We start from the raw sequence: 23,942 nt of genomic DNA on the forward strand, positions 1-23,942 counted from the left end.
GAGGTTATTATTATGAAGAGTGATGCAGTAAAATCAGGTATACAGCAGGCACCTCACAGATCATTATTTAATGCTCTTGGGATGACTGAAGAAGAACTTGCAAAACCATTAGTTGGTATTGTTTGTTCATATAACGAAATTGTTCCGGGACACATGAACCTGGACAAGATTGCACAGGCAGTAAAGATGGGTGTAGCCATGGCAGGTGGTACACCAATTATGTTCCCTGCTATTGCAGTATGTGATGGTATCGCAATGGGACATGAAGGAATGAAATATTCATTAGTAACAAGAGATTTAATAGCAGATTCAACAGAATGTATGGCTTTGGCACATCAGTTTGATGCTTTAGTTATGATTCCAAACTGCGATAAGAATGTACCGGGACTTTTAATGGCAGCAGCAAGAGTTAATGTACCAACTGTTTTCGTATCAGGTGGTCCAATGCTTGCAGGTCATGTACATGGTAGAAAGAGAAGTTTATCATCAATGTTTGAAGCAGTTGGTGCAAATGCAGCAGGTAAGATGACATTAGATGATGTTAGAGAATTTGAAGAAAAGGTTTGTCCAACATGTGGTTCATGTTCAGGTATGTACACAGCAAACTCAATGAACTGTTTGACAGAAGCATTAGGTATGGGACTTAAAGGAAATGGTACAATCCCGGCTGTTTACTCTGAAAGAATCAAACTTGCAAAACATGCAGGTATGGCTGTAATGGATTTATACAGAAAGAATATAAGACCAAGAGATATTATAACAAAGGATGCAATTCTCAATGCATTAACAGTTGATATGGCACTTGGCTGTTCAACAAACAGTATGCTTCATTTACCAGCTATTGCACATGAAGTTGGATTTGATTTCGATATTTCGTTTGCAAATGAAATTAGTGAAAAGACACCTAACTTATGTCATTTAGCACCGGCAGGTCCTACATACATGGAAGATTTAAATGAAGCTGGTGGCGTATATGCAGTAATGAATGAGTTAAGTGAACTTGGCTTATTAAATGAAGACTGTATAACAGTAACAGGAAAGACTATTGGGGAGAATATTAAGGGTTGCGTAAACAGAAATCCTGAAGTTATCAGACCAACAGATAACCCATATAGTAAGACAGGTGGTCTTGCAGTGCTTAAAGGAAATCTTGCACCTGACGGTTCAGTTGTAAAGCGTTCAGCAGTAGCAGAATCAATGATGGTACATGAAGGTCCTGCAAGAGTATTTGACTGTGAAGAAGATGCCATTGCAGCAATTAAGGGCGGTAAGATTGTTCCCGGTGATGTTGTTGTAATTAGATATGAAGGACCAAAGGGTGGTCCTGGTATGAGAGAAATGCTTAACCCTACATCAGCAATAGCAGGCATGGGACTTGGCGAAACAGTAGCCCTTATAACAGATGGTAGATTCTCAGGTGCTTCAAGAGGAGCTTCAATTGGTCATGTATCTCCTGAAGCTGCAGTAGGCGGACCTATTGCTTTAGTTGAAGAAGGCGATATTATTAAGATTAGCATTCCTGAAATGACATTACACATTGATGTGTCAGATGAAGAAATGGCAAAGAGAAAAGAAGCTTGGAAACCTAGAACACCAAAGGTTACAACAGGTTATTTAGCAAGATACGCTTCAATGGTTACATCAGGTAACAGAGGAGCTATATTAGAAATAAATAAATAAGGGAAAGAGGGAAACACTATGATATTAAACGGTTCACAAATAGTTATTGAATGTTTAAAAGAACAGGGTGTTGACACAGTATTCGGATACCCTGGTGGAACAATTTTGAATATTTATGATGAATTATACAAGAATTCAGATGATATTACACATATCCTTGTTTCACATGAACAGGGAGCTGCTCATGCAGCTGACGGATATGCACGTTCAACAGGAAAAGTTGGAGTTTGTATGGCAACATCAGGACCTGGAGCAACAAACCTTGTTACAGGTATTGCCACAGCATATATGGATTCAGTACCACTTGTTGCAATTACAGCCAACGTTGCAAAGTCAGGTTTAGGAAAAGATTCATTCCAGGAAATTGATATTGTTGGAGCTACAATGCCTATTACAAAACATAATTTTATTGTGAAAGAAATCGAAAATTTAGCCCCAACACTTAGAAAGGCTTTCAAGATTGCAAAAAGTGGCAGACCTGGTCCTGTTTTAGTAGATATTACAAAGGACGTTACAGCTAATAAGATTGAATTTACAAGTAAAGAACCTGAAGAAATTAAGAGATATTCAGACAGTATTACAGAAGATGACCTTAATACTGTTGCAGATATGATTAAGGCATCAGAAAAGCCATTTATCTTAGTTGGTGGTGGTGCTGTTATTTCAGAAGCGGACAAGGAAGTAAGAGAGTTTGCAGAATTAGTTGATGCACCTGTATGTGATTCACTTATGGGTAAAGGTGCTTTTGATGGTACAAACAAGAGATACACAGGTATGATTGGTATGCATGGTACAAAGGCATCAAACTTCGGTGTTACAGAATCAGATTTACTTATTGTATTAGGTGCAAGATTCAGTGACAGAGTTATCGGTAATGCAAAAGAATTTGCAAAGAATGCAAACATTGTACATATTGATGTTGACCCATCAGAAATTAATAAAAACATCAAGGCTGACGCAAGTATTATTGGTGATATTAAAGAAGTATTATTAAGACTTAACAAGAAAGTTGAAAAGAAAGACAACAGTCAGTGGATGGCTCATATTGAAGAATTAAAGGAGCAGTATCCATTAGACTTAGATAAGTCAAAATTAACAGGTCCTGCAGTAATTGATTCACTTTACAATATTACAAAGGGTGATGCAATTGTAACAACAGACGTAGGACAGCATCAGATGTGGGCTGCACAGTTCTATAAATATAAGAAATCAAGACAGCTTATTACATCAGGTGGACTTGGAACAATGGGATATGGTGTTGGAGCCTGTATCGGTGCCAAGATGGGCAACAAAGATAAGATTTGCGTAAATATCGCAGGTGACGGTTGCTTTAGAATGAACATGAATGAAATTGCAACTGCAACAAGATACAATATACCAATTATTCAGATTGTAATTAACAACCATGTACTTGGTATGGTTAGACAGTGGCAGACATTGTTCTATGGAAAGAGATATTCAAACACTGTATTAAATGATGCAGTTGATTTTGTTAAAATCGCTGAAGGTATGGGAGCAAAAGCATATAGAGTTACAACTGTAGAAGAATTTGAAGCAGCTCTTAAAGACGCAATTGAAATGAATATCCCTTGCGTAATTGATGCTCAGATTGATCAGGACGACAAGGTATTCCCAATGGTTCCTGCTAATACAGCTATTAGTGAAGCTTTCTCAGAAGAAGATTTAGCAGAATTAGGATATGATTGTTAATATTGCCAGTTAATTACTGACTTTAATTATAATGTTATAGGGGTTATTTTATGATAATGAATTAGTCCCAAAAAGATAGAAGATATATGGAGGTATGATTAGAAATGGCTAGAGTATATAATTTCTCAGCAGGTCCGGCAGTGTTACCGGAAGAAGTATTAAAAGAAGCAGCGGAAGAGATGCTTGATTATAGAGGAACAGGAATGAGCGTAATGGAAATGAGCCATCGTTCAAAAGCTTTCCAACAGATTATTGATGAAGCAGAACAGGATATTAGAGATTTAATGAACATTCCTGATAATTACAAGGTATTGTTCCTTCAGGGTGGAGCTTCACAGCAGTTTGCAGCTGTACCAATGAACTTAAAGAAGAATGGAAAAGCTGCCTACATTATTACAGGACAGTGGGCAAAGAAAGCTGCTCAGGAAGCAGAAAAGTATGTTGAAGTACAGAGAGTTGCATCATCAGCAGATAAGACTTTCTCTTATATTCCTGATTGCAGTGATTTAGATATTGATGATGATGTTGATTATGTATACATTTGTGAAAACAATACAATTTATGGTACAAAATATCATACATTACCAAATACAAAAGGACATACTTTAGTTGCTGACGTATCTTCATGTTTCTTATCAGAACCAGTTGACGTAGAAAAATACGGAGTAATTTACGGTGGTGTTCAGAAGAATGTTGGTCCTGCAGGTGTTGTAATTGCTATCGTTAGAGAAGATTTAATTCCTGAAGAAGTTGACAGCACAGTACCAACAATGCTTGCTTGGAAAACACAGGCAGATGCAGGTTCACTTTACAATACACCTCCATGCTATGGAATTTATATTTGTGGAAAAGTATTTAAGTGGATTAAGAAGATGGGCGGACTCGATGCAATGAAGAAGCACAATGAAGAAAAAGCTAAGATTCTTTATGACTTCTTAGATAACAGCAAGTTGTTTAAGGGAACTGTTGTAAAAGAAGACAGATCACTTATGAACGTACCGTTCGTTACAGGTGATGAAGAATTAGATGCAAAATTTGTTGCAGAAGCTAAGGCTGCCGGTCTTGAAAACTTAAAAGGACACAGAACAGTTGGTGGTATGAGAGCAAGTATTTACAATGCTATGCCAATTGAAGGTGTTAAGGCCTTAGTAGAATTTATGGAAAAATTCGAAAAGGAAAATGCTTAATTTACGTTTAATAAGAGTTATTACAAATAATTTAAAATATTTAAAATAATATCTTATTAAAAACATTTATGGAGGTACATAAAAAATGACAAAAGTAAATTGCTTAAATCCTATTTCAAAATTAGGACTTAACAAATTAAATGATAACTATGAAATCGTAGATGATTTTAATGAGGCAGATGTGGCACTTGTAAGAAGTGCTGCAATGCATGACTTAGATTTACCAGCAAGCTTATTAGCAGTAGCAAGAGCCGGTGCAGGTGTAAATAATATTCCCCTTGATAAGTGTGCTGAAAATGGTATTGTTGTATTTAACACACCTGGCGCAAATGCAAATGGTGTTAAAGAATTAGTAATGTGTGGTTTACTTCTTGGTTCAAGAGACATCATCGGTGGAAACAGATGGGTTGTTGACAACAAGGAAAATGCAAATATTAGCAAAGATATGGAAAAGGCTAAGAAGAACTTTGCAGGAAACGAAATCAAGGGAAAGAAACTTGGTATTATCGGTTTAGGAGCAATTGGTAGATTAGTTGCAAATACAGCCGTATCAATGGGAATGGAAGTGTATGGTACAGATCCATATCTTTCAGTAGAAGGAGCTTTAAGCTTAAAGAGAGCCGTTAATGTAGTTAAGACAAGAGAAGAAATCTTCAGAGAATGTGATTACATTACAGTTCACACACCACTTTTAGATGATACAAAGGAAATGATTAACAAAGATACAATTGCCATGATGAAAGATGGTGTTGTAATCTTAAACTTTGCAAGAGATTTATTAGTTTGTGATGATGATATTGTTGAAGCACTTAGCAGCGGAAAGGTTAAGAGATATGTAACTGATTTCCCTAATCCAAAGTTAGCTAACGTAGATGGTGTTATTGCTACACCGCATCTTGGAGCTTCAACAGCAGAATCAGAAGATAACTGTGCAATTATGGCAGTAGAAGAAATCGTTGATTTTGTTGAAAACGGAAATATTAAAAATTCAGTAAACTATCCTGCAGCAACATTAGGTGTATGTGATAAGACAAGTCGTGTTACAGTTTGTCATAAGAACATACCAAACATGATTGGACAGCTTTCATCAACAATTGCTGCTGAAGGAGTGAACGTTGCAGACATGGTAGATAAGTCAAAGGGTGATTTTGCTTACGCAATCATTGATTTAGACCATAGTGCAACAGATACTTTAATTGAAAAATTAAATGCTGTAGATGGCGTAATTAAGGTTAGAGTAGTAAAGTAGAACTAATCAATTAGGTTATATACTAAAAAAGAGACTATTGATTAGAATAGTCTCTTTTTTATATATTAAGGTTATACGAAAATTTGAGTGAAATAATCTGAAAATGGAGAGTAATATGAACTTTTTTTTAGCAACAGATATTGGAGAAGAAATAAGTGAAAAAGTAAGTGAGAATAGCGCTGAAAAAGTTTCAGAGCTTTCAAAGTTATTTGATGGATTTTCATCTAAAATGATAAGTTTAGGAATAAATATTATAAATGCTGTAATAATCTTTATTATTGGAAAAATAATTATAAAATTATTGCGTAAACTTTTTAAAAAAATTATCGGCAGAACAAGTGCAGACGAAGCAGTAGTAAAATTTGTCGATTCAATAATTAAAATAACAGGATATTTTATTGTATTCATTGTAATTTGTTCAGAACTTGGAATTGAGACAACATCATTTATAACAGTATTAGGTAGTGCCGGTGTTGCAATTGGTTTGGCATTGCAGGGCAGCTTATCAAATTTTGCAGGTGGTGTTTTATTACTTCTTACAAGACCTTTTAAAGTGGGAGATTATGTTGTAATTGAAGGTCATGAAGGTATAGTAAAAAAGGTGGATATTATTTATACAACAATTGTGAAGTTTGATAATACCATAATTAAATGCCCAAATGGCGACGTGGCAAAAAAAGTGATTATAAATTACTCAAATGAAAACGGAAAACGTGTTGATGTTAAGTTTTCAATTCATTATGACAGCGACATAAATAATGCAAAAAAAATAGTTATGGATGTTATAAGAAATTGCAAATATGTTGATAAAGAACGAGAAAACAATGTAGTTGTAATGAAACTCGCTGACAGCGGTATAGATATGGAAACAAGAGCCTGGGTAAAACCCGATGATTACTGGGATGCATATTTTTATTTAATAGAAAATATAAAAGCTGAGCTTGAAAAGAATAATATAGAAATTCCATATAATCAGTTAGAAGTTCATATAAATAATAAAAATGACAATAATGCTGACAATATGTAAGTTTTGTAAATAGTAAATTAGATTGAATAATGATATAACATAAAGAATTTAAACTGAAAATTATTTAAAATATAGTTAGTAGGGATAATTTAAAACTAGGATAAGGGGTGGATTTATATGATAGCAATAGTATGTTTAGATGAAAATAACGGTATGTTCTTTAATGAAAGAAGACAGAGTAAGGACAGATATGTTATTAGAGACATTGTGCACATGGTAGAAAATAACACATTATATATTAACGAATATTCAAAGGAATTATTTGAAAATACACCGGCAAATATTCAGATTTCTGAAGATTATTTTAATCAGGTGTCAGACAATGAGTATTGTTTTATTGAAAATCAAATTGTTGATATTTTGAAGGCAAAAAAAGTTGTTGTATACAGATGGGATAAAGTTTATCCGGCTGACTACAAGCTGCCATTAAGACAATATAAGCTTGTTAGTACACTGGAGTTTCAGGGATATTCTCATGATAAGATTGTAAAAGAGGTATATGAGAGAAATGAAACAATCAAAAAGTAAATTAAAAAAGATTCTAATTACACTGTTTATATGTTTTGTTGTTTTGGGGGCGGTTAATGAAACAGACCCAAATTACAATGATAAAGCAGAAACAACAGTAGCTACAACAAAACAGACAACAAAATTTGTAGCAAAGAATATTGAAAATGTTAGTACCCAAAATACAAAAGCAAAAAATAAAACAAACAATAGTAGCAAAAGTAAGAATAAAAGTGGCAAAAGTAAAAGTAGTAAGAATAAAACATCAACTAATAAAAAGAGCATAACTGTCAAAAAGACTAGCTATAAAAATATAAATGTAAAAAGTCTCAAATTTAAAGGCAAGGCTTACACAGTTATAAATAACAACAAACCATATTTTACCAAGAAGGAAATAACAAAAAAATCCTTTGAGTTATATTCTTCATTAGATTCTCTTGGTAGATGTGGCGTGGCAGTTGCTTCAGTTGGTAGAGACATTATGCCCACACAGAAGCGTGGTGCAATTGGTTCTGTAAGACCTACAGGTTGGCATACAATAAAATATTCTTTTGTTGACGGAAAATATTTGTATAACAGATGTCATTTAATTGGCTATCAATTAACAGGTGAAAATGCCAACGAAAGAAATCTGATTACGGGAACAAGATATTTGAATGTTGACGGTATGTTACCTTTTGAAAATATGGTAGCCGACTATGTGAAGGAAACAAACAATCACGTAATGTATAGAGTGACACCTATATTTAGCGGTTCTGAACTTGTTGCACGTGGTGTCTTGATGGAAGGTTACTCTGTTGAGGATTCAGGTGCAGGCATTGAATTTAATGTGTATTGTTACAATGCACAGCCTGGAGTAAGTATCACTTACAAAACAGGTGATAGCAAATCAACAGGTAAATATTCTAACACAGAAGACAATGAAAATAATAAGAAATATTCAAATAATATTGGAAATAAAAATTCAGGTACATCAGGTTCAAAGAAATCCACATCAAGCAGTGGAAAAGTTGAATATGTTTTAAATATGAATACTCACAAATTCCATTTACCATCATGTAGCAGTGTTAAGCGAATGAGTGAGTCAAATAAGGGTATATATACAGGTACAAGAGAAGATGTTATAAATCAGGGCTATGATCCATGTAAAATATGTAATCCTTAAATATAATGCATTTATTGCAAGTTAGGAGTTGAGAATGAATATAAAGGAAGAGGCAAAGGCAGTCAAATTGGCTTCGCCTAAAATGGCAGGAACAAGTGAAGAAGCCAGAAATAAGGCGTTGCTGGAAGTAGTAAAACAATTAAAGGCAAGACAACAGGAAATTTTTGAAGCAAACGCAATGGACTTAAAACAGGCTGAAATTGATAAGGTTGCAGCACCTATTATTAAGCGACTAAAGTTTGATGAAACAAAATTAAGAGATGTAATTGCAGGCATTGAAGACTTAGTTAAACTGGAAGATCCTTTGTTTAAACAGGATATGCACAGACAGTTAGATGAGGGCTTGACTCTTTATAGAGAAACCTGTCCTATAGGTGTAATTGGCGTTATTTTTGAGGCTAGACCTGATGCCTTAATACAGATTTCATCCCTTTGCATAAAAAGTGGAAACTGCGTTATTTTAAAGGGTGGTAGTGAAACAATGAACAGCAACAGAGTGTTGTTTAACATAATTTACGAGGCTGTTATAAAGTCAGGTATGCCTGAAAACTGCATGCTTCAGTTAGAAGCAAGATCAGAAATTACAGACCTTTTAACATGCAACGAATCTGTAGATTTGCTTATTCCTAGAGGTTCTAATGCTTTTGTGCAGTATATTATGAATAATACAAAAATTCCTGTAATGGGACATGCAGATGGAATTTGTCATATTTATGTAGATAAAGAGGCAGATTTTAAGAAAGCCATTCCAATTATAATAGATGCGAAAACTCAGTATGTTTCAGCGTGCAATTCTGTAGAAACATTATTGATTCACAAAGATATAGTTGACGAATTTGTACCAAAGCTTTATGAAGCATTAAAAGAAAACAATGTTGAATTACGAGGCACAGAAGAAATCGTCAAATTAACAGGTTGCAATCAGGGAACAGAAGAAGACAACAGAAAAGAATACTTGGATTACATAGTATCAGCAAAGGTTATTAATTCATTAGATGAAGCCATTGAACATATTAATTATTTTGGCTCCCATCACACAGACTGTATCATTACAGAAAACAGTGAAACTGCAAATGAATTTATGAGATACGTGGATTCTGCCGGAGTTTATCAGAACTGTTCAACAAGATTTGCTGATGGTTATAGATATGGATTTGGTGCTGAAGTTGGAATCAGCACAAGTAAAATTCATGCAAGAGGTCCTGTTGGATTGGAAGGTCTTGTAAGTTACAAGTACAAATTATTTGGAAATGGAAATGTTGTTGATGATTATGCAAAAGGAAAGAGACAGTTCCATTTTAAAGACTTATAAGATATAGCAGGAATTCCATAAAAAATAATTTGAAAATGCATAAGAGAAATTCTAAAAGCAATAAGCTTATAAATAACATAATAAAAAAGGTTGTTTAAACTTTTAGGTGAACTGTTTTTTACAGTTATCACTTTATTTAAACAACCTTTTTTATAACCTTTTTAATAACTTATTTAAAAATCATTATTAATAGTTTTAACTTAAAAGTTATAGTTATAAGTTGTAAGTATAACTTTTAGAGTGTGTTTATTTGTAATATTTTTTTATCCTCAGATTCATAATAATATAATGTGTTATTATAAATTTTAGCATGAATATTATTTGTTTAAATATTCCTTGTAAATTTTAATGACTTTTTCCATGGCTTCAGGTCCCGGAGCACCGATAGTCATTCGCTTATTAACGCATGTTTCTAAGCTAATAGCTTCATATATATCGTCTTCAAATACAGGGCTGATTGCCTTATATTCTTCCAAAGTCATATCATCAAGGGCGATGCCTTTTTCTTCACAGAATAAAACTAACTGACCAACAATACCATGAGCATCTCTAAATGGTACCCCATGATTTACAAGATAGTCAGCAGCATCTGTAGCATTAGTAAAGCCATGCTTTGTGCTTGCTTCCATAACATCTTTGTTAAATGTCATTGTGTCAATCATTCCTGTAAATAAAAGAATACATCCTTTTACAGTATCAATAGCATCAAATGTAAGTTCCTTATCTTCCTGCATATCTTTGTTGTAAGCAAGTGGTAGACCTTTCATGGTTGTAAGAATTGATGTTAAGGCACCGTAAACACGACCTGTCTTACCTCTGATTAATTCTGCAATGTCAGGGTTCTTTTTCTGTGGCATAATACTTGAACCTGTGCTGTAAGAATCATCAATATTTACAAATCTATATTCGTTTGAATTCCAAATGCAGATTTCTTCGCAGAAACGGCTTAAATGCATCATTACTGTAGATAAAGCACTTAATAATTCAATAATGTAATCTCTGTCAGATACGGAATCCATACTGTTAAGAGTAGGGCCTGCAAAGTCAAGAAGACTGGCAGTATATTCTCTGTCTAATGGATAAGTAGTACCGGCTAAAGCACCTGAACCTAAAGGACAGTAGTTCATTCTATCGTAAATATCATCAAGTCTGTCTCTGTCTCTTTTAAACATTTCAAAGTAAGCTCCAAAATGATGAGCCAAAGTAATAGGCTGAGCTTTCTGCAAATGTGTAAAACCAGGCATAAATGTATTTGTGTTTGCTTCAATAACTTTTAAAAGTGAAGAGAGAAGGTCTTTTAACAACTGATTAATTTCAACAACTTCATCTCTTGTATAAAGTTTCATATCAAGTGCAACCTGATCATTACGGCTACGTCCTGTATGAAGTTTCTTGCCGGCATCACCAATTCTTTCGATTAAGTTTGCCTCAACAAAACTGTGAATATCTTCGCTTTCCTTTGTGAAAACAAGATTTCCATTATCTATATCATTCTTGATACCTTCTAATCCTTTAATAATCTGGTTCATTTCATCCTCAGAAATTATATTTTGTTTTCCAAGCATCTTAACATGGGCAATACTTCCACGAATGTCCTGTGCATAGAATTTCTGATCAAAAGAAAGAGACTCGTTAAAATTGTGAACTAACTGATTCTCTTCTTTAGTAAAACGACCACCCCATAATTTCATATGTATACCTCGCTTATTTCTCTTATTTTTAGTAGCTAATATCATAAAGATATATTAAGCTACAACTATAAAAGTATATCATTTTGACTGTTGATTTTCAAATATTCTTTTTTATTAGTGGATGTTAGTTATGTTTTATATTAATGGGTGTTAGTAGGTACTTTTTATAATTGTTAAATTGTCCGTTAAAATTGAATAAATAATGGCAGTGTACTTTGGAAAAAACTTTTGTTATACTAGAGCAGGCTAAAGATAAAAAGTAAAAATGGAGATAGATATGAAATTATATTTTGCACCGATAGATGGAGTGACAGGTCGTATATATAGAAATGCATTTACAAAGTTTTTTGTCTCACCGGACAAATATTTTGCACCTTTTATTTCTCCCTGTCATAATCCAAAATTAAAAGGAAAAGAAATTCGTGAGTTACTTCCCGAAAACAATGAAAATATTAATCTTGTCCCACAAATTATGGCAAATAATCCTGAATATTTTATAAAAGGGGCAAAGCAGCTTCAGGAAATGGGCTATAACGAAGTTAACTTAAATGCCGGCTGTCCCTCAGGTACGGTTGTGCCAAAAGGAAGAGGAGCAGGCTTCTTAAAAGACACAGATTTAATGGAAAAGTTTTTTGATGAAGTTTTTACCAAGCTTGATATGAAAATTTCTGTAAAAACAAGAATTGGAATCTTTGATGAAAGTGAATTTCCTGAGATAATGGAAGTGTACAATAAGTTTCCTTTTGAGGAAGTAATTGTGCATCCAAGAACCAGAGTTCAGCTTTATAACGGACTTCCCAACATGGAGAGTTTTGATTATGCCTACAAAGTAAGCAAAAATAAATTATGTTACAACGGAAATGTATTTTCGGTGGAAGATTATAATGATATTATATCAAATTATGATGTTGATTCTGTAATGTTAGGAAGAGGGTTGTTGAGAAATCCAAATCTTGTTAATGAAATCAAAGGTGGAGAGAAGATTTCCAAAGAAACTTTACGCCAGTTTCACGATAAGTTGTACGGGGATTTTGCTGGGGAAATGAGTGCTGACAAACATCTGTTAAATAAGATGATTGAAATGTGGAACTATTTGTCCTATGCAACAACAGACCCACATAAAACAGCCAAAATGATAAGAAAGTCTCAAAGTACATTTAAATACGAGAAGGCAGTAGAACAGATTTTTAATGAGTATGTGGTATAGAATATAAAAAACGATTAATTAAAAATAATATTTGATTTCTATATTTGTTAAAGAACCGAAAATTCAATAGATATCAAAAAATAAAGATTTAATAGTATAGACATAATAAAAAATCCATTACTTAACAAATGAAAGTAATGGATTTTTTGTTGTATAAATTAATATATAAATTTTTTTTAGCTAAAATTATTCGACTTAAACTATTCGGTATAAATTTTATTCAGCCCATAATATTCGCCCTAAATTACCTGACTCAAATTATTTAGTTAAAATTTTAAGAATTTTATTACTACGTTCAATAAATGCTGTCATGCTGTCAGGATTTAATGGAGTATGACTGATTAAAGCTAAATCATAAAGCTGCTTGCAAATAAGTTCAGTGTTCTCACCTTCAGGATTTGCAACAATGTATTTAACTAAATCGTTGTTAGCGTTAAGAGTTAATGTTTCTCCGGCACCGCCAAACATTGAAGGATCCATACCTGCCATACCATACATTTTCATCATATCCTGCATACGACGTGTTTCTTCAGAAACAGTAATCATTGAAGAAATATTTTCGTCTTTTAATTTCTGAACCTTAATAGTAACATCACGTCCAAGTGCTTTCTTGAATGCATCAGTAAGCTTGTCTGTTAAATCTTTTGACTCATCTTCGCTTAATTCTTCTGTGAAAGAATCATTAAGTTCATCATCAATACGTTTAAACTTAACACCTTCATTTTTGGCTTCAAGCTGTGAAATGAAAGGCTGGTCGATGTTGTCTTTTAAAATAACAGCATCAATACCATGATCCTTAAACATATTTACATACTGGCTTTGCTGTACAGGATCATTTGTGTAGAAAATAGTGTTTTCGTGTTTTTCCTTATTTTCTTCTAAAGCTTCTTTAAATGTAAGATATTTATTGTCTAAATTCTTAAAGAGAACATAGTCTGACATTTTATCGCAGAACTTTTCGTCTTTTAAGCAACCAAACTTGATGAATGGGCTAATATCATCCCAATATTTCTCGTAGTTTTCTTTATCTGTCTTACACATGCCTGATAATTTATCAGCAACCTTTTTAGTAATGTAATCAGAAATCTTTTTAACAAAACCATCATTCTGAAGAGCAGAACGTGATACATTTAAAGGTAAATCAGGACAATCAATAACACCCTTTAATAACATAAGGAATTCAGGTATAACTTCCTTGATGTTATCGGCAATAAATACCTGATTGTTATATAATTTAATTGTTCCTTCGATTGATTCGTATTCTGTATTAATTTTAGGGAAGTAAAGAATACCTTTTAAGTTAAATGGATAATCCATATTTAAATGAATCCAGAATAAAGGTTCCTTGTAGTCCATAAATACTTTATGATAAAAAGCTTTGTATTCTTCATCTGAACATTCATTAGGATGCTTAGTCCAAAGAGGAGTAGTGTCACTAATGCTTACAGGACGTTTTAATACTTTGGCTTTTTTCTTTTCAGGCTCAACTTCAACAGTTTCCTTTGTGCCGTCTTCGTTTTCTTTTTCTTCAGTTTTTGCAGGTTCTACAATATGTTCAACAACAGTATCTTTGTCTGTAACTTCTTCCTCTAAAATAGTTTCGTATTCAGGTTCCTTAGTTGGATCTGATAAGAAAATTTCTATAGGCATAAATGAGCAGTATTTATTTAAAACTTCTTCAGCTCGATATAAGTTACAGAACTCAACGCTGTCTTCATTTAAATAAAGAGTAATTTCTGTACCCCTTGTAGTTTTGTCTGAATCAGACATTGTAAAGTCCATGCCGTCTTCACAATCCCAAAGAACAGCCTTAGCACCATCTTTGTATGATAAAGTGTTAATTGTTACTCTGTCAGCAACCATAAAGGCAGAGTAGAAACCTAAACCAAAATGACCGATAATCTGGTCTTCAGATGTTTTATCTTTGTACTGCTCTAAAAATGCTTCAGCACCTGAAAAAGCAATCTGATTAATGTATTCGTCAACTTCATCTTCGGTCATACCTAGACCATTATCAATGAATGTAAGAGTTTTAAGTTCAGGGTTTGCTAATACCTGTATTTTGAATTCTTCATCGCTAGGGACGTTAGCTTCGCCAATCATGTCTAACTTCTTTAATTTAGTGATAGCATCACATCCATTAGAAACCAATTCTCTAAAGAAAATATCGTGGTCTGAATATAACCATTTCTTTATAATTGGAAAAATATTTTCGCTGTTAATTGATAAACTTCCGTTTTTTGCCATAACAAAATCACTCCTTTAAATATTTTAAAATAAGTAGTCTTAAAATAATAAAACTACTGTAGAAAATTAAATTTTATATTTATACATTGATTTTTTATCAACATAACTAATTTTAACGCACAAAAAACAAAAGTCAATAAAAAATTAGCACTCTACAGAGAAGAGTGCTAAAAATTTACTATTTGTTCATATTTTAATAAAAAATCATTAAAACTTACAGCAAATCACAGTTAAAATGTTCGCTAAGGAAGTTGCTGATAGTCTTATCCCAATATTTATCAAGGGTTTTGTCCATGGTGAAAGTGTTAATTGAAGTTCCTGTTATAATATGTAGGGAGTTGTCTTCAAACATAACATGTATGTAAAGACCACCAATTTCACTTTCAGATATAGCCATCTGGGATTTCGTTAAAATATCTGAATATTTAGTTTTGGAGAATGCAAAAACAAGTTTCATTTTGCTGGGAACCTTGTGTCCTTTTATCATTTCGAAAAATATGTGCTTAACGTCCCTCCAATATACAAATTCATCAGGAATTGCTTCCAGCTCATCGGCATTGTAAAACTTTTGATTAATACGCCCGTTAATTGTAAAAGTATTAGATGTATCAACCTCGCCTTCGCAAAGTAAAAAACTGTCAAAAGCATTGCCAATTAATAGTTTTTGCATAAAATTATTTATATCATTTATTTTTAAACTTATCATAATGTGTATTATAACAAAGTAAATTTATATGTTCAATGAATAATAGTAAGTAATTGCTAATTGCAATAATGTTTATTTTAGATTATAATTAATGACAGTTTTGGTGTGAATCAACTATATTAATAGGAATATAGTTGAATGATGCATTTATTGATTTGTTATCAATATGCTTCTGTAGCTCAGTTGGTAGAGCAATTGCCTCGTAAGCAATGGGTCACGCGTTCGAGTCGCGCCAGAAGCTTTGAAAAGGAGAAACTTCATGAAAGATGGTGTAAAAATATTCGGATTAAGGTCTGCAAAGGCGTATAAAATGATTCCGGCACTTTTGTATTATGCTGCCATGGCTTATTTTATTGGCGCATCTATTGTAGGAGAATTACTTCATTATAAGTTTGAAACAATAGATTATATATTAATGATTGAAAAATATCTGTTCTTTGCAATTTTATTTTTTAGTCCGTTGATTTTTTTATCAGACTTTAAATATAGAGAGAAGTTACCTCTTTTTAAGAAACATACATTTAGTTCTTCTTTGTCAGGTATGATAATTGTATGGATGTTTTGTTATTTTATGGCTCAGGTGTGTATCATGAATATGTCCGATACATGGGTACAAAGCAGAGATGCATACACTAAACAGATACAAATTGAAAGAGAAGAAAACATAAAGCAGAACAAGGCGAAAGAGTCAGCCACTGAAACGGTTACTGTTGTAGAGACTACCATTTCAGCACAGACCGGTAATTAATTTGTTAACAATTTATTTTAATTATATAGAGAGGATAGAAAAATGATTAAATTAGACAAAAAGTTAAAAGTAGGCGTACTTGGTGCAACAGGTATGGTAGGACAGAGATTTATTACTTTATTAGATAACCATCCATGGTTCGAAGTTGTTACATTAGCAGCTAGTCCACGTTCTGCTGGAAAGACTTATGAAGAAGCAGTTGGTGACAGATGGAAGATGACTGTTCCAATGCCTGAAAAAGTTAAGAAAATGATTGTACACAATGTAAATGAAGTTGAAGCAGTTGCTGAAACTGTTGATTTTGTTTTCAGTGCAGTTGACATGACAAAAGAAGAAATTAAGAAAATAGAAGAAGATTACGCAAAAACTGAAACACCAGTTGTTTCAAATAACAGTGCACATAGATGGACACCTGATGTTCCTATGGTTGTTCCTGAAATTAACCCAGAACATTATGAAGTAATTGAGTCACAGAAGAAGAGACTTGGAACTAAGAAAGGTTTTGTTGCAGTTAAACCTAACTGCTCAATTCAGAGTTATGCTCCTGTACTTACAGCTTGGAAAGAATTTGAACCAACAGAAGTTGTTGCAACAACATACCAGGCAATTTCAGGTGCAGGTAAGACATTTAAAGATTGGCCTGAGATGGTAGGAAATATTATTCCTTTCATTGGTGGTGAAGAAGAAAAGTCAGAACAGGAACCACTTAGACTTTGGGGTAAAGTTGAAAACGGTGAAATCGTTAAGGCTACATCACCTGTTATTACAACACAGTGTATCAGAGTACCTGTTTTAGATGGACATACAGCAGCTGTATTTGTTAAGTTCGCTAAGAAACCTACTAAGGAACAGCTTATTGAAGCATTAGAAAACTTCAGTGGAGAACCACAGAAATTAGAACTTCCAAGTGCTCCAAAGCAGTTTATTCAGTACTTAGAAGAAGATAACAGACCACAGGTTTCATTAGATGTTAATTTTGAAAACGGTATGGGCGTATCTGTAGGACGTTTAAGAGAAGATACAGTATATGACTACAAGTTTGTAGGCTTATCACATAATACTCTTAGAGGCGCTGCAGGTGGAGCTGTTTTATCAGCAGAGCTTTTAGTTGCAAAAGGATATATTGAAGCAAAATAATATAGATTCTTAGAAAATCATTTTAAGAGAAATATGAAAGATAGAAGTATTTTGGTATGAGATAAATATATCAGAATGCTTCTATTTTTTTTTGTATAATTAATTGTGAGTTTAATATAGAAGGGTGAATTTTTAAATTCACATTACGATTTTCGTCAAAATAACTGAAAATTAAATCCTTCTAATACAGCAAACAAAGGAATTACATGGAAATCAGAGCATTCTCAATGAATGGAAAGACAAAAGTGTATGGTGCATATTCTTCAGCAAAGAAAGTTAAAATTAAAAAATAATAAAATATAATTTTTACAAAAACTATGGACTGTTGGTTAAATTGTCGGCAGTTCGTAGTTCTTGTATTTTTTTTGTTAAATTTAAATTAAAGTATGGACTATTTTGTCATTTTATGAGAGAATAAAAACAAGTGTGGGTAATACTATCAACCCACAGGGCAAGCAGAAGTAATTCTAATATTACAGCTGCAATAACATGGAAATATTCCATAGTTTATATTTCGAAAGGAGTATTTATTCAAATGATTTATTCAAAAGAAGTTGAAATGATGTGCCCAGTAGCTAAGGGTGCAAAGCATGAACCTGCTCCAATTCCAGAAGAAGGAAAATGGGTTCACTCAAAAGAAATCAAAGATATTTCAGGTTTTACACATGGTGTTGGCTGGTGTGCTCCACAGCAGGGTGCTTGTAAGCTTACATTAAATGTTAAAGAAGGTATCATTGAAGAAGCATTAGTCGAAACAATTGGATGTTCAGGTATGACACATTCAGCAGCTATGGCAGCTGAAATTCTTCAGGGAAAGACAATTCTTGAAGCTTTAAATACTGACTTAGTTTGTGATGCTATCAATACAGCTATGAGAGAATTATTCTTACAGATTGTATATGGTAGAACACAGAGTGCTTTCTCAGATGATGGTCTTGTAGTTGGTGCCGGACTTGAAGATTTAGGAAAAGGTCTTCGTTCACAGGTTGGTACAATGTATGCTACAAAGGCAAAAGGTGTTAGATATCTTGAAATGGCTGAAGGCTATGTAACAGGTATTGCTCTTGATGCTGATAATGAAGTTATTGGTTACCAGTTTGTTAACTTAGGAAAGATGACAGACTTTATCAAAAAAGGTGATGATCCTACAACAGCTTGGGAAAAGGCAAAAGGTCAGTATGGTCGTGTTGATGACGCTGTTAAGATTATCGACCCAAGAAAGGAATAGGAGGTAATAATAATGGCATTATTTGAATCATATGAAAGAAGAATTGATCAGATTAATTCTGTTTTAAATAGTTATGGTATTGCTTCAATTGAAGAAGCTGAAAAAATCACAAAGGACGCTGGACTTAACGTATATGACATGATTAAGGGAATTCAGCCAATTTGTTTTGAAAATGCATGCTGGGCTTACACTGTAGGTGCTGCAATTGCTATTAAGAAAGGTTGTAGAAGAGCTGCTGATGCTGCTGCTGCAATTGGTGAAGGTCTTCAGGCTTTCTGTATTCCAGGTTCAGTTGCTGACCACAGAAAAGTAGGTTTAGGACATGGTAACCTTGGAAAGATGTTACTTGAAGAAGAAACAGAATGTTTCGCTTTCCTTGCAGGACACGAATCATTCGCTGCTGCTGAAGGTGCTATTGGTATCGCTGAAAAGGCTAACAAGGTTCGTAAGAAACCTTTAAGAGTTATCTTAAACGGTCTTGGAAAAGATGCAGCTCAGATTATTTCAAGAATCAACGGTTTCACATATGTTGAAACAAAGTATGATTATAAAGAAGCAAAATTAAACATCGTATACGAAAAGGCTTACTCAGATGGTCTTCGTGCAACAGTTAAGTGCTACGGTGCTGATGATGTTCAGGAAGGTGTTGCAATCATGCATCACGAAAACGTTGGTGTATCTATTACAGGTAACTCAACTAACCCTACAAGATTCCAGCATCCAGTTGCAGGTACATACAAGAAAGAATGTATCGAACAAGGTAAGAAGTACTTCTCAGTAGCATCAGGTGGTGGTACAGGACGTACACTTCATCCAGATAACATGGCTGCAGGTCCTGCTTCATACGGTATGACAGATACATTAGGACGTATGCACTCAGATGCACAGTTCGCAGGTTCATCATCAGTACCAGCTCACGTAGAAATGATGGGCTTAATCGGTGCCGGAAACAACCCTATGGTTGGTATGACAGTTGCTGTTGCAGTTAGCGTACAGCAGGCTGCTGATGAAGGTAAGTTTTAGTTAAATTAAATCATAATTTAAGGATTTTCCTTATGTAAAAAGAGGCATCTTCGGGTGTCTCTTTTTATTTAATAAAAAACGTTCCACTGGGGCACACTTGTGCGAGAAGAAAATAGTTGCGCGGCAACACGTATTCTTTGCTCTACAATAAAAACATTGTATAAGGTCGATTTATTTGTTAAAATGTTAAACAGTGGTAAACACATGATAAGAAAGAGGAGGAGAAAAATTATGGGTAAGTTTAAGAAACTATGTGCTATTGTTATGGTGTTAATAATGGCGTTTTCTGTAACACCAGAAAGTGTTTTCGCAGCAAAGAAAGTAAAATTGAATAAGACAAAGGCTACAGTATATGTAGGCAAGTCAGTTCAGTTAAAAGTGAACAATAATAGGAAGAAAGTTAAATGGTCTACTTCAAATAAGAAGGTAGCCATAGTAAGCAAGAAGGGTAAAGTAAAAGGAAAGAAAGTTGGTAAGGCAACAATCACAGCTAAGATTGGAAAGAAAAAATATAAATGCAAGATTACTGTAAAGAAGAAGGTAGTTAAGCCTAGTAAGAAAGTGACTGTAGGAAAATTAAAATTAAATAGTAGTGACGCAGTAGTTATTAAGAGAATAATTAAAGAGCAAAAGAGTAGGGGTAATACTTTTATTGAAGATGACTTAGCAAATAGTACCTTTGATAAAGCTGGCTATTTAACAGGATTAGATATACGAGTTTGGGGAAATATAGATTTAACAGGTTTAAATCACTTAGAAGATTTAAGTATTATTAGTGGTGATAGAATAACAGGTCTAATTGTAAAAAATAATCTTAAATTAAAGTCTTTAAGTATTGTTGCTAGTGAAAGTGCAAAGATAGAAAGTCTTGATGTTTCAAACAATAAGAATTTAGAGAAGTTATACTTAGTTGCTTGTGAAAAGTTAAATGATATTGATGTATCAAGTAATAAAAATTTAAAGTTTCTTACACTTTATGATTGTATAAGTTTAAGAAAAGGAATTGACGTAACTCATAATATTAATTTAGAGGAGTTAGATTGTAGTTATTCTAATATAACAAATTTAGATATATCTAAGAATAGTAAATTACGAAGATTAGATTGTTCTGATAATAAGTTATCATCTTTGGATGTATCTAAGAATAATAAATTAGAGGAATTAGATTGTTCTACTAATAAGTTAGAGTCAATAGATGTTTTAAATAATATAAATTTAGTTTCTTTAGACGCAGGAGGAAACAAGTTAAAAAGTATTGATGTTTCAAGAAATACAAGTTTAACAAAGTTAAATTTAGATGGAAATAATTTAAAAAGCGTTGATTTATCTAAAAATATATCTTTAGAAGTTTTAAATGTGGGGCTAAATGAACTAACAAGTTTAGATGTGTCTAATCTCACAAAGTTAAAAAGACTTGGGGTAGGAAATTGGGGGCGTTTTGATACTATTTATTATCCTTATAATACTATATCTACTTTAGATGTATCTAAAAATGTATTATTGGAGACATTAAATGTAGATAATTTACAGTTAACAAAGCTAGATGTATCAAAGAATACTTTATTATGGTCTTTATCTTGTGCTAGAAATAAGTTTACTACTTTAAATCTTACAAGTAATAAAAAGTTAATTTCCTTATGGTGTGATAGTAATGTTGCTATAACAGGATATACTGGTTCTGTTAACGGACATTAATTCAATATATGAGATTCAAAATAAATTTTAAATATTAGAGTCAGCACAAGCTGGCTCTTTTTATTTTAGATACTACTTATTTAGATATTAATAATAAAAATATTTTCTATATGATATGCCCAATCATAGAGTTTGGTAAATTTTTGTTATTTTTTATAAGTGGTAAAATGATGTTATAATTACTAATAAATATTTTAGGATTTAAAAATTAATTAAATTTGTACAATGTTTATTAATTTTAAAAGATGAAACTAGATACTATTTAAATACAAGGAGTGTAAAAAATGAAATGTCCGTATTGCAATTCGAAAATGTAGAAAGGTGAAATAAATCAAGACAGATATCCTTTGAAATGGAAATCAGAAAATCGTAGTGTGAAAAGTGTAAAACTTACCAGTTTACTAACAAAAACATATGTTGAAGCATATATGTGTGGAGAGTGTAACAAGATTATAATTGATATTAATGAAAATTAATATATAATCTGACAATGTTAAATGAACAAGGTGATAATATTATTTTTTTCTATGAAGAATATAAAAGAATGAAATCGAGAATTGAACTTTTGGAAATTCTTGCAGAAGCCGAGAATGACGTAAATAATAAAAGAACAACATCAATAGCTGAAACATTTGATGATTTAAGACAGATGTTGCAGAAAAGTAAAAGCATCTAGCTATTGTTAGATGCTTTTTGAGTATACTTTAATATTTGTTAAATTATACAGATTTCTTTTTTACAATTTGTAATTCATATCCCAATGTAAGAACCCCTATAAAATTTTGAAACCTCTATAAAAACGACACTTTACACCTATAATAGCAATTTGCTATCATAATAAACAAGGCATTATGCTATTAATAAAAAACGGAGGGAAGTAAAATGGCTAAGCTAAAGAAACTATGTGCTATTGTTTTGGTGATTGTTTTGGCATTTTCTGTTACACCTGACAGTGTTTTTGCAGCAAAAAAAGCAAAAATTAGTAAGACAAAGGCAACAATTTATGTTGGCAAAACAAATAAATTGAAAGTGAAAAATAATAAGAAAAAGGTTAAGTGGTCAACATCAAACAAGAAAGTAGCAAAGGTAAGTAAAAAAGGTAAAGTAAAAGGAATTAAGGCAGGAAAAGCAACAATTACCGCTAAAGTTGGTAAGAAAGCTTATAAGTGCAAAATTAAAGTAAAGAAAAAGAGAAACAAAAAATCTAATATCAAGAAGCCTGTTATTAAGCCAGCAGAGTCTGAGACTACAGTTGAACCTACAACGAAAACGGAAGAAACAACAACTCCGGAAGTTACAACAAAACCGGAACAGCCTACAATTGACGAATCTAAGCTTAATGAAAAAGATAAAAAAGCTTTAAAGGATATAATTGAGAATATCAAATCAAGTGGTGTAGACATTAGCAACAATATGGGTGATAGTGATTACACATGGGATGAAAGTGGCAATCTGGTTGGTATAGATTGGACAGACAAAGAGTTAAAGGGCACATTAGATTTATCAGGTTTGGATTCCCTTAAAGATGTTAATTGTAACAATAATTTGTTGACTGATATTAAGGTTTCGGGAAATGCAAGTTTAGAAGAACTATATTGTGATTCTAACAAATTAGAGAAATTAGATGTTTCAAACAATGAGAAATTAAAAGAGTTATCCTGTTCGAATAATGAAATTACAGATTTGAGAATTTCAGGAAACAAGAACTTATCAAAATTAAGTTGTGGTGATAACAAAATAGAAAATCTTGATATTGCTGACAGTGAGAATTTAACAGAGTTTTATTGTTATAATAATCAGATTACAACGCTTAACATAAGTAATCTTGTGAAATTAACTCGTTTGTATTGTAACAATAATAAATTGTTGGCATTGGATATTTCAAATAATAAGCAGCTAGAATACATCGATTTAGGAAATAATAATTTAACAGTTTTAGATGTTACAAACAACGAAAAATTGACGAAGTTATTCTGCTACAATAATCAGTTAAATCAAATTGATTTGTCAAAGAATGGAGAGATGGCAATGCTTGTTATAAATGACAATCAATTAACTAATTTAGATTTGAGTAATAATAGCAAATTAACGGAGGTTTATTGTTACAACAATCAGCTGACAAATATTAATGTTTCAAATTGCAAGGAATTAACAACTTTATATTGTAATAACAATAAATTAAATTCAATTGATGTAACTAACAATACTAAATTAGAAAATTTTAAATATGATAAAGGTGTAGACATTATTGGATACACAAAATAATTACATAATAAGATACACCAAATAATTGTATAATCTAGATAATAAAAGCCGATGACATACTGTACCGACCCCCAAAAGTTAGACCTAAAAATCTAACGATTGGAGGTCGGTATTTTTATGGCAAAATACAGTTATGAATTCAAAAAGCAGGTTGTTGA

20 protein-coding genes and 1 tRNA gene are annotated in these 23,942 nt (G+C 32.7%); 18 read left to right on the forward strand and 3 right to left on the reverse strand.

From position 1 onward, the window contains the following. Positions 1-12: 12 nt before the first annotated feature. The 8 genes from ilvD to ACZM4J_RS04285 all read left to right on the forward strand — a co-directional run bounded on the left by ilvD (position 13) and on the right by ACZM4J_RS04285 (position 9,837). On the forward strand, positions 13-1,680 hold the full coding sequence (gene ilvD / locus ACZM4J_RS04250; RefSeq protein ID WP_022165004.1) for a dihydroxy-acid dehydratase: 1,668 nt from the start codon (positions 13-15) through the stop codon (positions 1,678-1,680). 18 nt (positions 1,681-1,698) lie between these two features. After that, positions 1,699-3,390: a biosynthetic-type acetolactate synthase large subunit gene (gene ilvB / locus ACZM4J_RS04255; RefSeq protein ID WP_302689978.1), complete on the forward strand. Its 1,692-nt coding sequence runs from the start codon at positions 1,699-1,701 to the stop codon at positions 3,388-3,390. 104 nt (positions 3,391-3,494) lie between these two features. Continuing rightward, the gene (serC, locus tag ACZM4J_RS04260; protein ID WP_022165002.1) at positions 3,495-4,577 is read left to right on the forward strand and encodes a 3-phosphoserine/phosphohydroxythreonine transaminase; all 1,083 of its coding nucleotides are present in this window, start codon (positions 3,495-3,497) and stop codon (positions 4,575-4,577) included. 85 nt (positions 4,578-4,662) lie between these two features. Beyond that, entirely contained in the window at positions 4,663-5,826 is a 1,164-nt protein-coding gene (locus ACZM4J_RS04265; RefSeq protein WP_022165001.1) for a phosphoglycerate dehydrogenase, read from the forward strand. Positions 5,827-5,941: 115 nt separating this feature from the next. Next, positions 5,942-6,853 (forward strand): mechanosensitive ion channel family protein, encoded by a 912-nt coding sequence (locus ACZM4J_RS04270; RefSeq protein WP_022165000.1) that lies wholly within the window; start codon positions 5,942-5,944, stop codon positions 6,851-6,853. Between the two features lie 117 nt (positions 6,854-6,970). After that, positions 6,971-7,381: a hypothetical protein gene (locus ACZM4J_RS04275; RefSeq protein WP_022164999.1), complete on the forward strand. Its 411-nt coding sequence runs from the start codon at positions 6,971-6,973 to the stop codon at positions 7,379-7,381. Continuing rightward, entirely contained in the window at positions 7,362-8,525 is a 1,164-nt protein-coding gene (locus ACZM4J_RS04280) for a DNA/RNA non-specific endonuclease (RefSeq protein ID WP_022164998.1), read from the forward strand. Before ACZM4J_RS04275 ends, ACZM4J_RS04280 begins: the two co-directional genes overlap by 20 nt. A 34-nt stretch (positions 8,526-8,559) precedes the next feature. Further along, entirely contained in the window at positions 8,560-9,837 is a 1,278-nt protein-coding gene (locus ACZM4J_RS04285; protein ID WP_022164997.1) for a glutamate-5-semialdehyde dehydrogenase, read from the forward strand. A gap of 317 nt (positions 9,838-10,154) precedes the next feature. Here the strand turns inward: ACZM4J_RS04285 and argH are convergent, their stop codons facing one another. Beyond that, positions 10,155-11,528 carry an argininosuccinate lyase gene (gene argH, locus ACZM4J_RS04290; protein ID WP_022164996.1) on the reverse strand — a complete coding sequence of 458 codons (1,374 nt, stop codon included), beginning with the start codon at positions 11,526-11,528 and terminating at the stop codon, positions 10,155-10,157. A 277-nt stretch (positions 11,529-11,805) separates the two neighbouring features. Here argH and ACZM4J_RS04295 point away from each other — a divergent pair, with 277 nt between their 5' ends. Further along, positions 11,806-12,735 (forward strand): tRNA dihydrouridine synthase, encoded by a 930-nt coding sequence (locus ACZM4J_RS04295; RefSeq protein ID WP_428244632.1) that lies wholly within the window; start codon positions 11,806-11,808, stop codon positions 12,733-12,735. 258 nt (positions 12,736-12,993) lie between these two features. Here ACZM4J_RS04295 and htpG read toward each other — a convergent pair whose 3' ends face one another. After that, entirely contained in the window at positions 12,994-14,982 is a 1,989-nt protein-coding gene (gene htpG / locus ACZM4J_RS04300; protein ID WP_428244633.1) for a molecular chaperone HtpG, read from the reverse strand. A 214-nt stretch (positions 14,983-15,196) separates the two neighbouring features. Continuing rightward, complete coding sequence (locus ACZM4J_RS04305) at positions 15,197-15,652, reverse strand: DUF5721 family protein (protein ID WP_302690360.1); 456 nt, start codon at positions 15,650-15,652, stop codon at positions 15,197-15,199. A 204-nt stretch (positions 15,653-15,856) separates the two neighbouring features. Here ACZM4J_RS04305 and ACZM4J_RS04310 point away from each other — a divergent pair. From ACZM4J_RS04310 to ACZM4J_RS04350, 9 genes are all read left to right on the forward strand, one after another. Beyond that, positions 15,857-15,929: transfer RNA gene (locus tag ACZM4J_RS04310), tRNA-Thr, on the forward strand. A gap of 18 nt (positions 15,930-15,947) precedes the next feature. After that, positions 15,948-16,436: a hypothetical protein gene (locus ACZM4J_RS04315; RefSeq protein ID WP_302690361.1), complete on the forward strand. Its 489-nt coding sequence runs from the start codon at positions 15,948-15,950 to the stop codon at positions 16,434-16,436. Positions 16,437-16,478: 42 nt separating this feature from the next. Continuing rightward, positions 16,479-17,573 (forward strand): aspartate-semialdehyde dehydrogenase, encoded by a 1,095-nt coding sequence (asd, locus tag ACZM4J_RS04320; RefSeq protein ID WP_022165709.1) that lies wholly within the window; start codon positions 16,479-16,481, stop codon positions 17,571-17,573. A gap of 535 nt (positions 17,574-18,108) precedes the next feature. Further along, on the forward strand, positions 18,109-18,801 hold the full coding sequence (locus tag ACZM4J_RS04325) for an iron-sulfur cluster assembly scaffold protein (protein WP_022165710.1): 693 nt from the start codon (positions 18,109-18,111) through the stop codon (positions 18,799-18,801). A 12-nt stretch (positions 18,802-18,813) separates the two neighbouring features. Next, positions 18,814-19,824 (forward strand): GGGtGRT protein, encoded by a 1,011-nt coding sequence (locus tag ACZM4J_RS04330; protein WP_117999010.1) that lies wholly within the window; start codon positions 18,814-18,816, stop codon positions 19,822-19,824. A gap of 231 nt (positions 19,825-20,055) precedes the next feature. Next, positions 20,056-21,519: a leucine-rich repeat domain-containing protein gene (locus ACZM4J_RS04335; RefSeq protein ID WP_428244634.1), complete on the forward strand. Its 1,464-nt coding sequence runs from the start codon at positions 20,056-20,058 to the stop codon at positions 21,517-21,519. 326 nt (positions 21,520-21,845) lie between these two features. After that, positions 21,846-21,995, forward strand: coding sequence for a PF20097 family protein (locus ACZM4J_RS04340; RefSeq protein ID WP_428245271.1), 150 nt, complete (start codon positions 21,846-21,848; stop codon positions 21,993-21,995). Between the two features lie 68 nt (positions 21,996-22,063). Beyond that, positions 22,064-22,195, forward strand: a complete 132-nt coding sequence (locus ACZM4J_RS04345) for a hypothetical protein (RefSeq protein ID WP_428244635.1) — start codon at positions 22,064-22,066, stop codon at positions 22,193-22,195. 206 nt (positions 22,196-22,401) lie between these two features. Further along, positions 22,402-23,784 carry a leucine-rich repeat domain-containing protein gene (locus ACZM4J_RS04350; RefSeq protein WP_489485662.1) on the forward strand — a complete coding sequence of 461 codons (1,383 nt, stop codon included), beginning with the start codon at positions 22,402-22,404 and terminating at the stop codon, positions 23,782-23,784. Positions 23,785-23,942: the final 158 nt, after the last annotated feature.

It is taken from the genome of Eubacterium sp. (assembly GCF_057858645.1).

What these genes read in the sequence shown, in the direction of transcription:
- ilvD (WP_022165004.1), top strand. Translation starts at nt 13, where the DNA reads ATGAAGAGTGATGCAGTAAAATCAGGTATACAGCAGGCACCTCACAGA.
- ilvB (WP_302689978.1), top strand. Translation starts at nt 1,699, where the DNA reads ATGATATTAAACGGTTCACAAATAGTTATTGAATGTTTAAAAGAACAG.
- serC (WP_022165002.1), top strand. Translation starts at nt 3,495, where the DNA reads ATGGCTAGAGTATATAATTTCTCAGCAGGTCCGGCAGTGTTACCGGAA.
- ACZM4J_RS04265 (WP_022165001.1), top strand. Translation starts at nt 4,663, where the DNA reads ATGACAAAAGTAAATTGCTTAAATCCTATTTCAAAATTAGGACTTAAC.
- ACZM4J_RS04270 (WP_022165000.1), top strand. Translation starts at nt 5,942, where the DNA reads ATGAACTTTTTTTTAGCAACAGATATTGGAGAAGAAATAAGTGAAAAA.
- ACZM4J_RS04275 (WP_022164999.1), top strand. Translation starts at nt 6,971, where the DNA reads ATGATAGCAATAGTATGTTTAGATGAAAATAACGGTATGTTCTTTAAT.
- ACZM4J_RS04280 (WP_022164998.1), top strand. Translation starts at nt 7,362, where the DNA reads ATGAAACAATCAAAAAGTAAATTAAAAAAGATTCTAATTACACTGTTT.
- ACZM4J_RS04285 (WP_022164997.1), top strand. Translation starts at nt 8,560, where the DNA reads ATGAATATAAAGGAAGAGGCAAAGGCAGTCAAATTGGCTTCGCCTAAA.
- argH (WP_022164996.1), bottom strand. Translation starts at nt 11,528, where the DNA reads ATGAAATTATGGGGTGGTCGTTTTACTAAAGAAGAGAATCAGTTAGTT.
- ACZM4J_RS04295 (WP_428244632.1), top strand. Translation starts at nt 11,806, where the DNA reads ATGAAATTATATTTTGCACCGATAGATGGAGTGACAGGTCGTATATAT.
- htpG (WP_428244633.1), bottom strand. Translation starts at nt 14,982, where the DNA reads ATGGCAAAAAACGGAAGTTTATCAATTAACAGCGAAAATATTTTTCCA.
- ACZM4J_RS04305 (WP_302690360.1), bottom strand. Translation starts at nt 15,652, where the DNA reads ATGCAAAAACTATTAATTGGCAATGCTTTTGACAGTTTTTTACTTTGC.
- ACZM4J_RS04315 (WP_302690361.1), top strand. Translation starts at nt 15,948, where the DNA reads ATGAAAGATGGTGTAAAAATATTCGGATTAAGGTCTGCAAAGGCGTAT.
- asd (WP_022165709.1), top strand. Translation starts at nt 16,479, where the DNA reads ATGATTAAATTAGACAAAAAGTTAAAAGTAGGCGTACTTGGTGCAACA.
- ACZM4J_RS04325 (WP_022165710.1), top strand. Translation starts at nt 18,109, where the DNA reads ATGATTTATTCAAAAGAAGTTGAAATGATGTGCCCAGTAGCTAAGGGT.
- ACZM4J_RS04330 (WP_117999010.1), top strand. Translation starts at nt 18,814, where the DNA reads ATGGCATTATTTGAATCATATGAAAGAAGAATTGATCAGATTAATTCT.
- ACZM4J_RS04335 (WP_428244634.1), top strand. Translation starts at nt 20,056, where the DNA reads ATGGGTAAGTTTAAGAAACTATGTGCTATTGTTATGGTGTTAATAATG.
- ACZM4J_RS04345 (WP_428244635.1), top strand. Translation starts at nt 22,064, where the DNA reads ATGAAATCGAGAATTGAACTTTTGGAAATTCTTGCAGAAGCCGAGAAT.
- ACZM4J_RS04350 (WP_489485662.1), top strand. Translation starts at nt 22,402, where the DNA reads ATGGCTAAGCTAAAGAAACTATGTGCTATTGTTTTGGTGATTGTTTTG.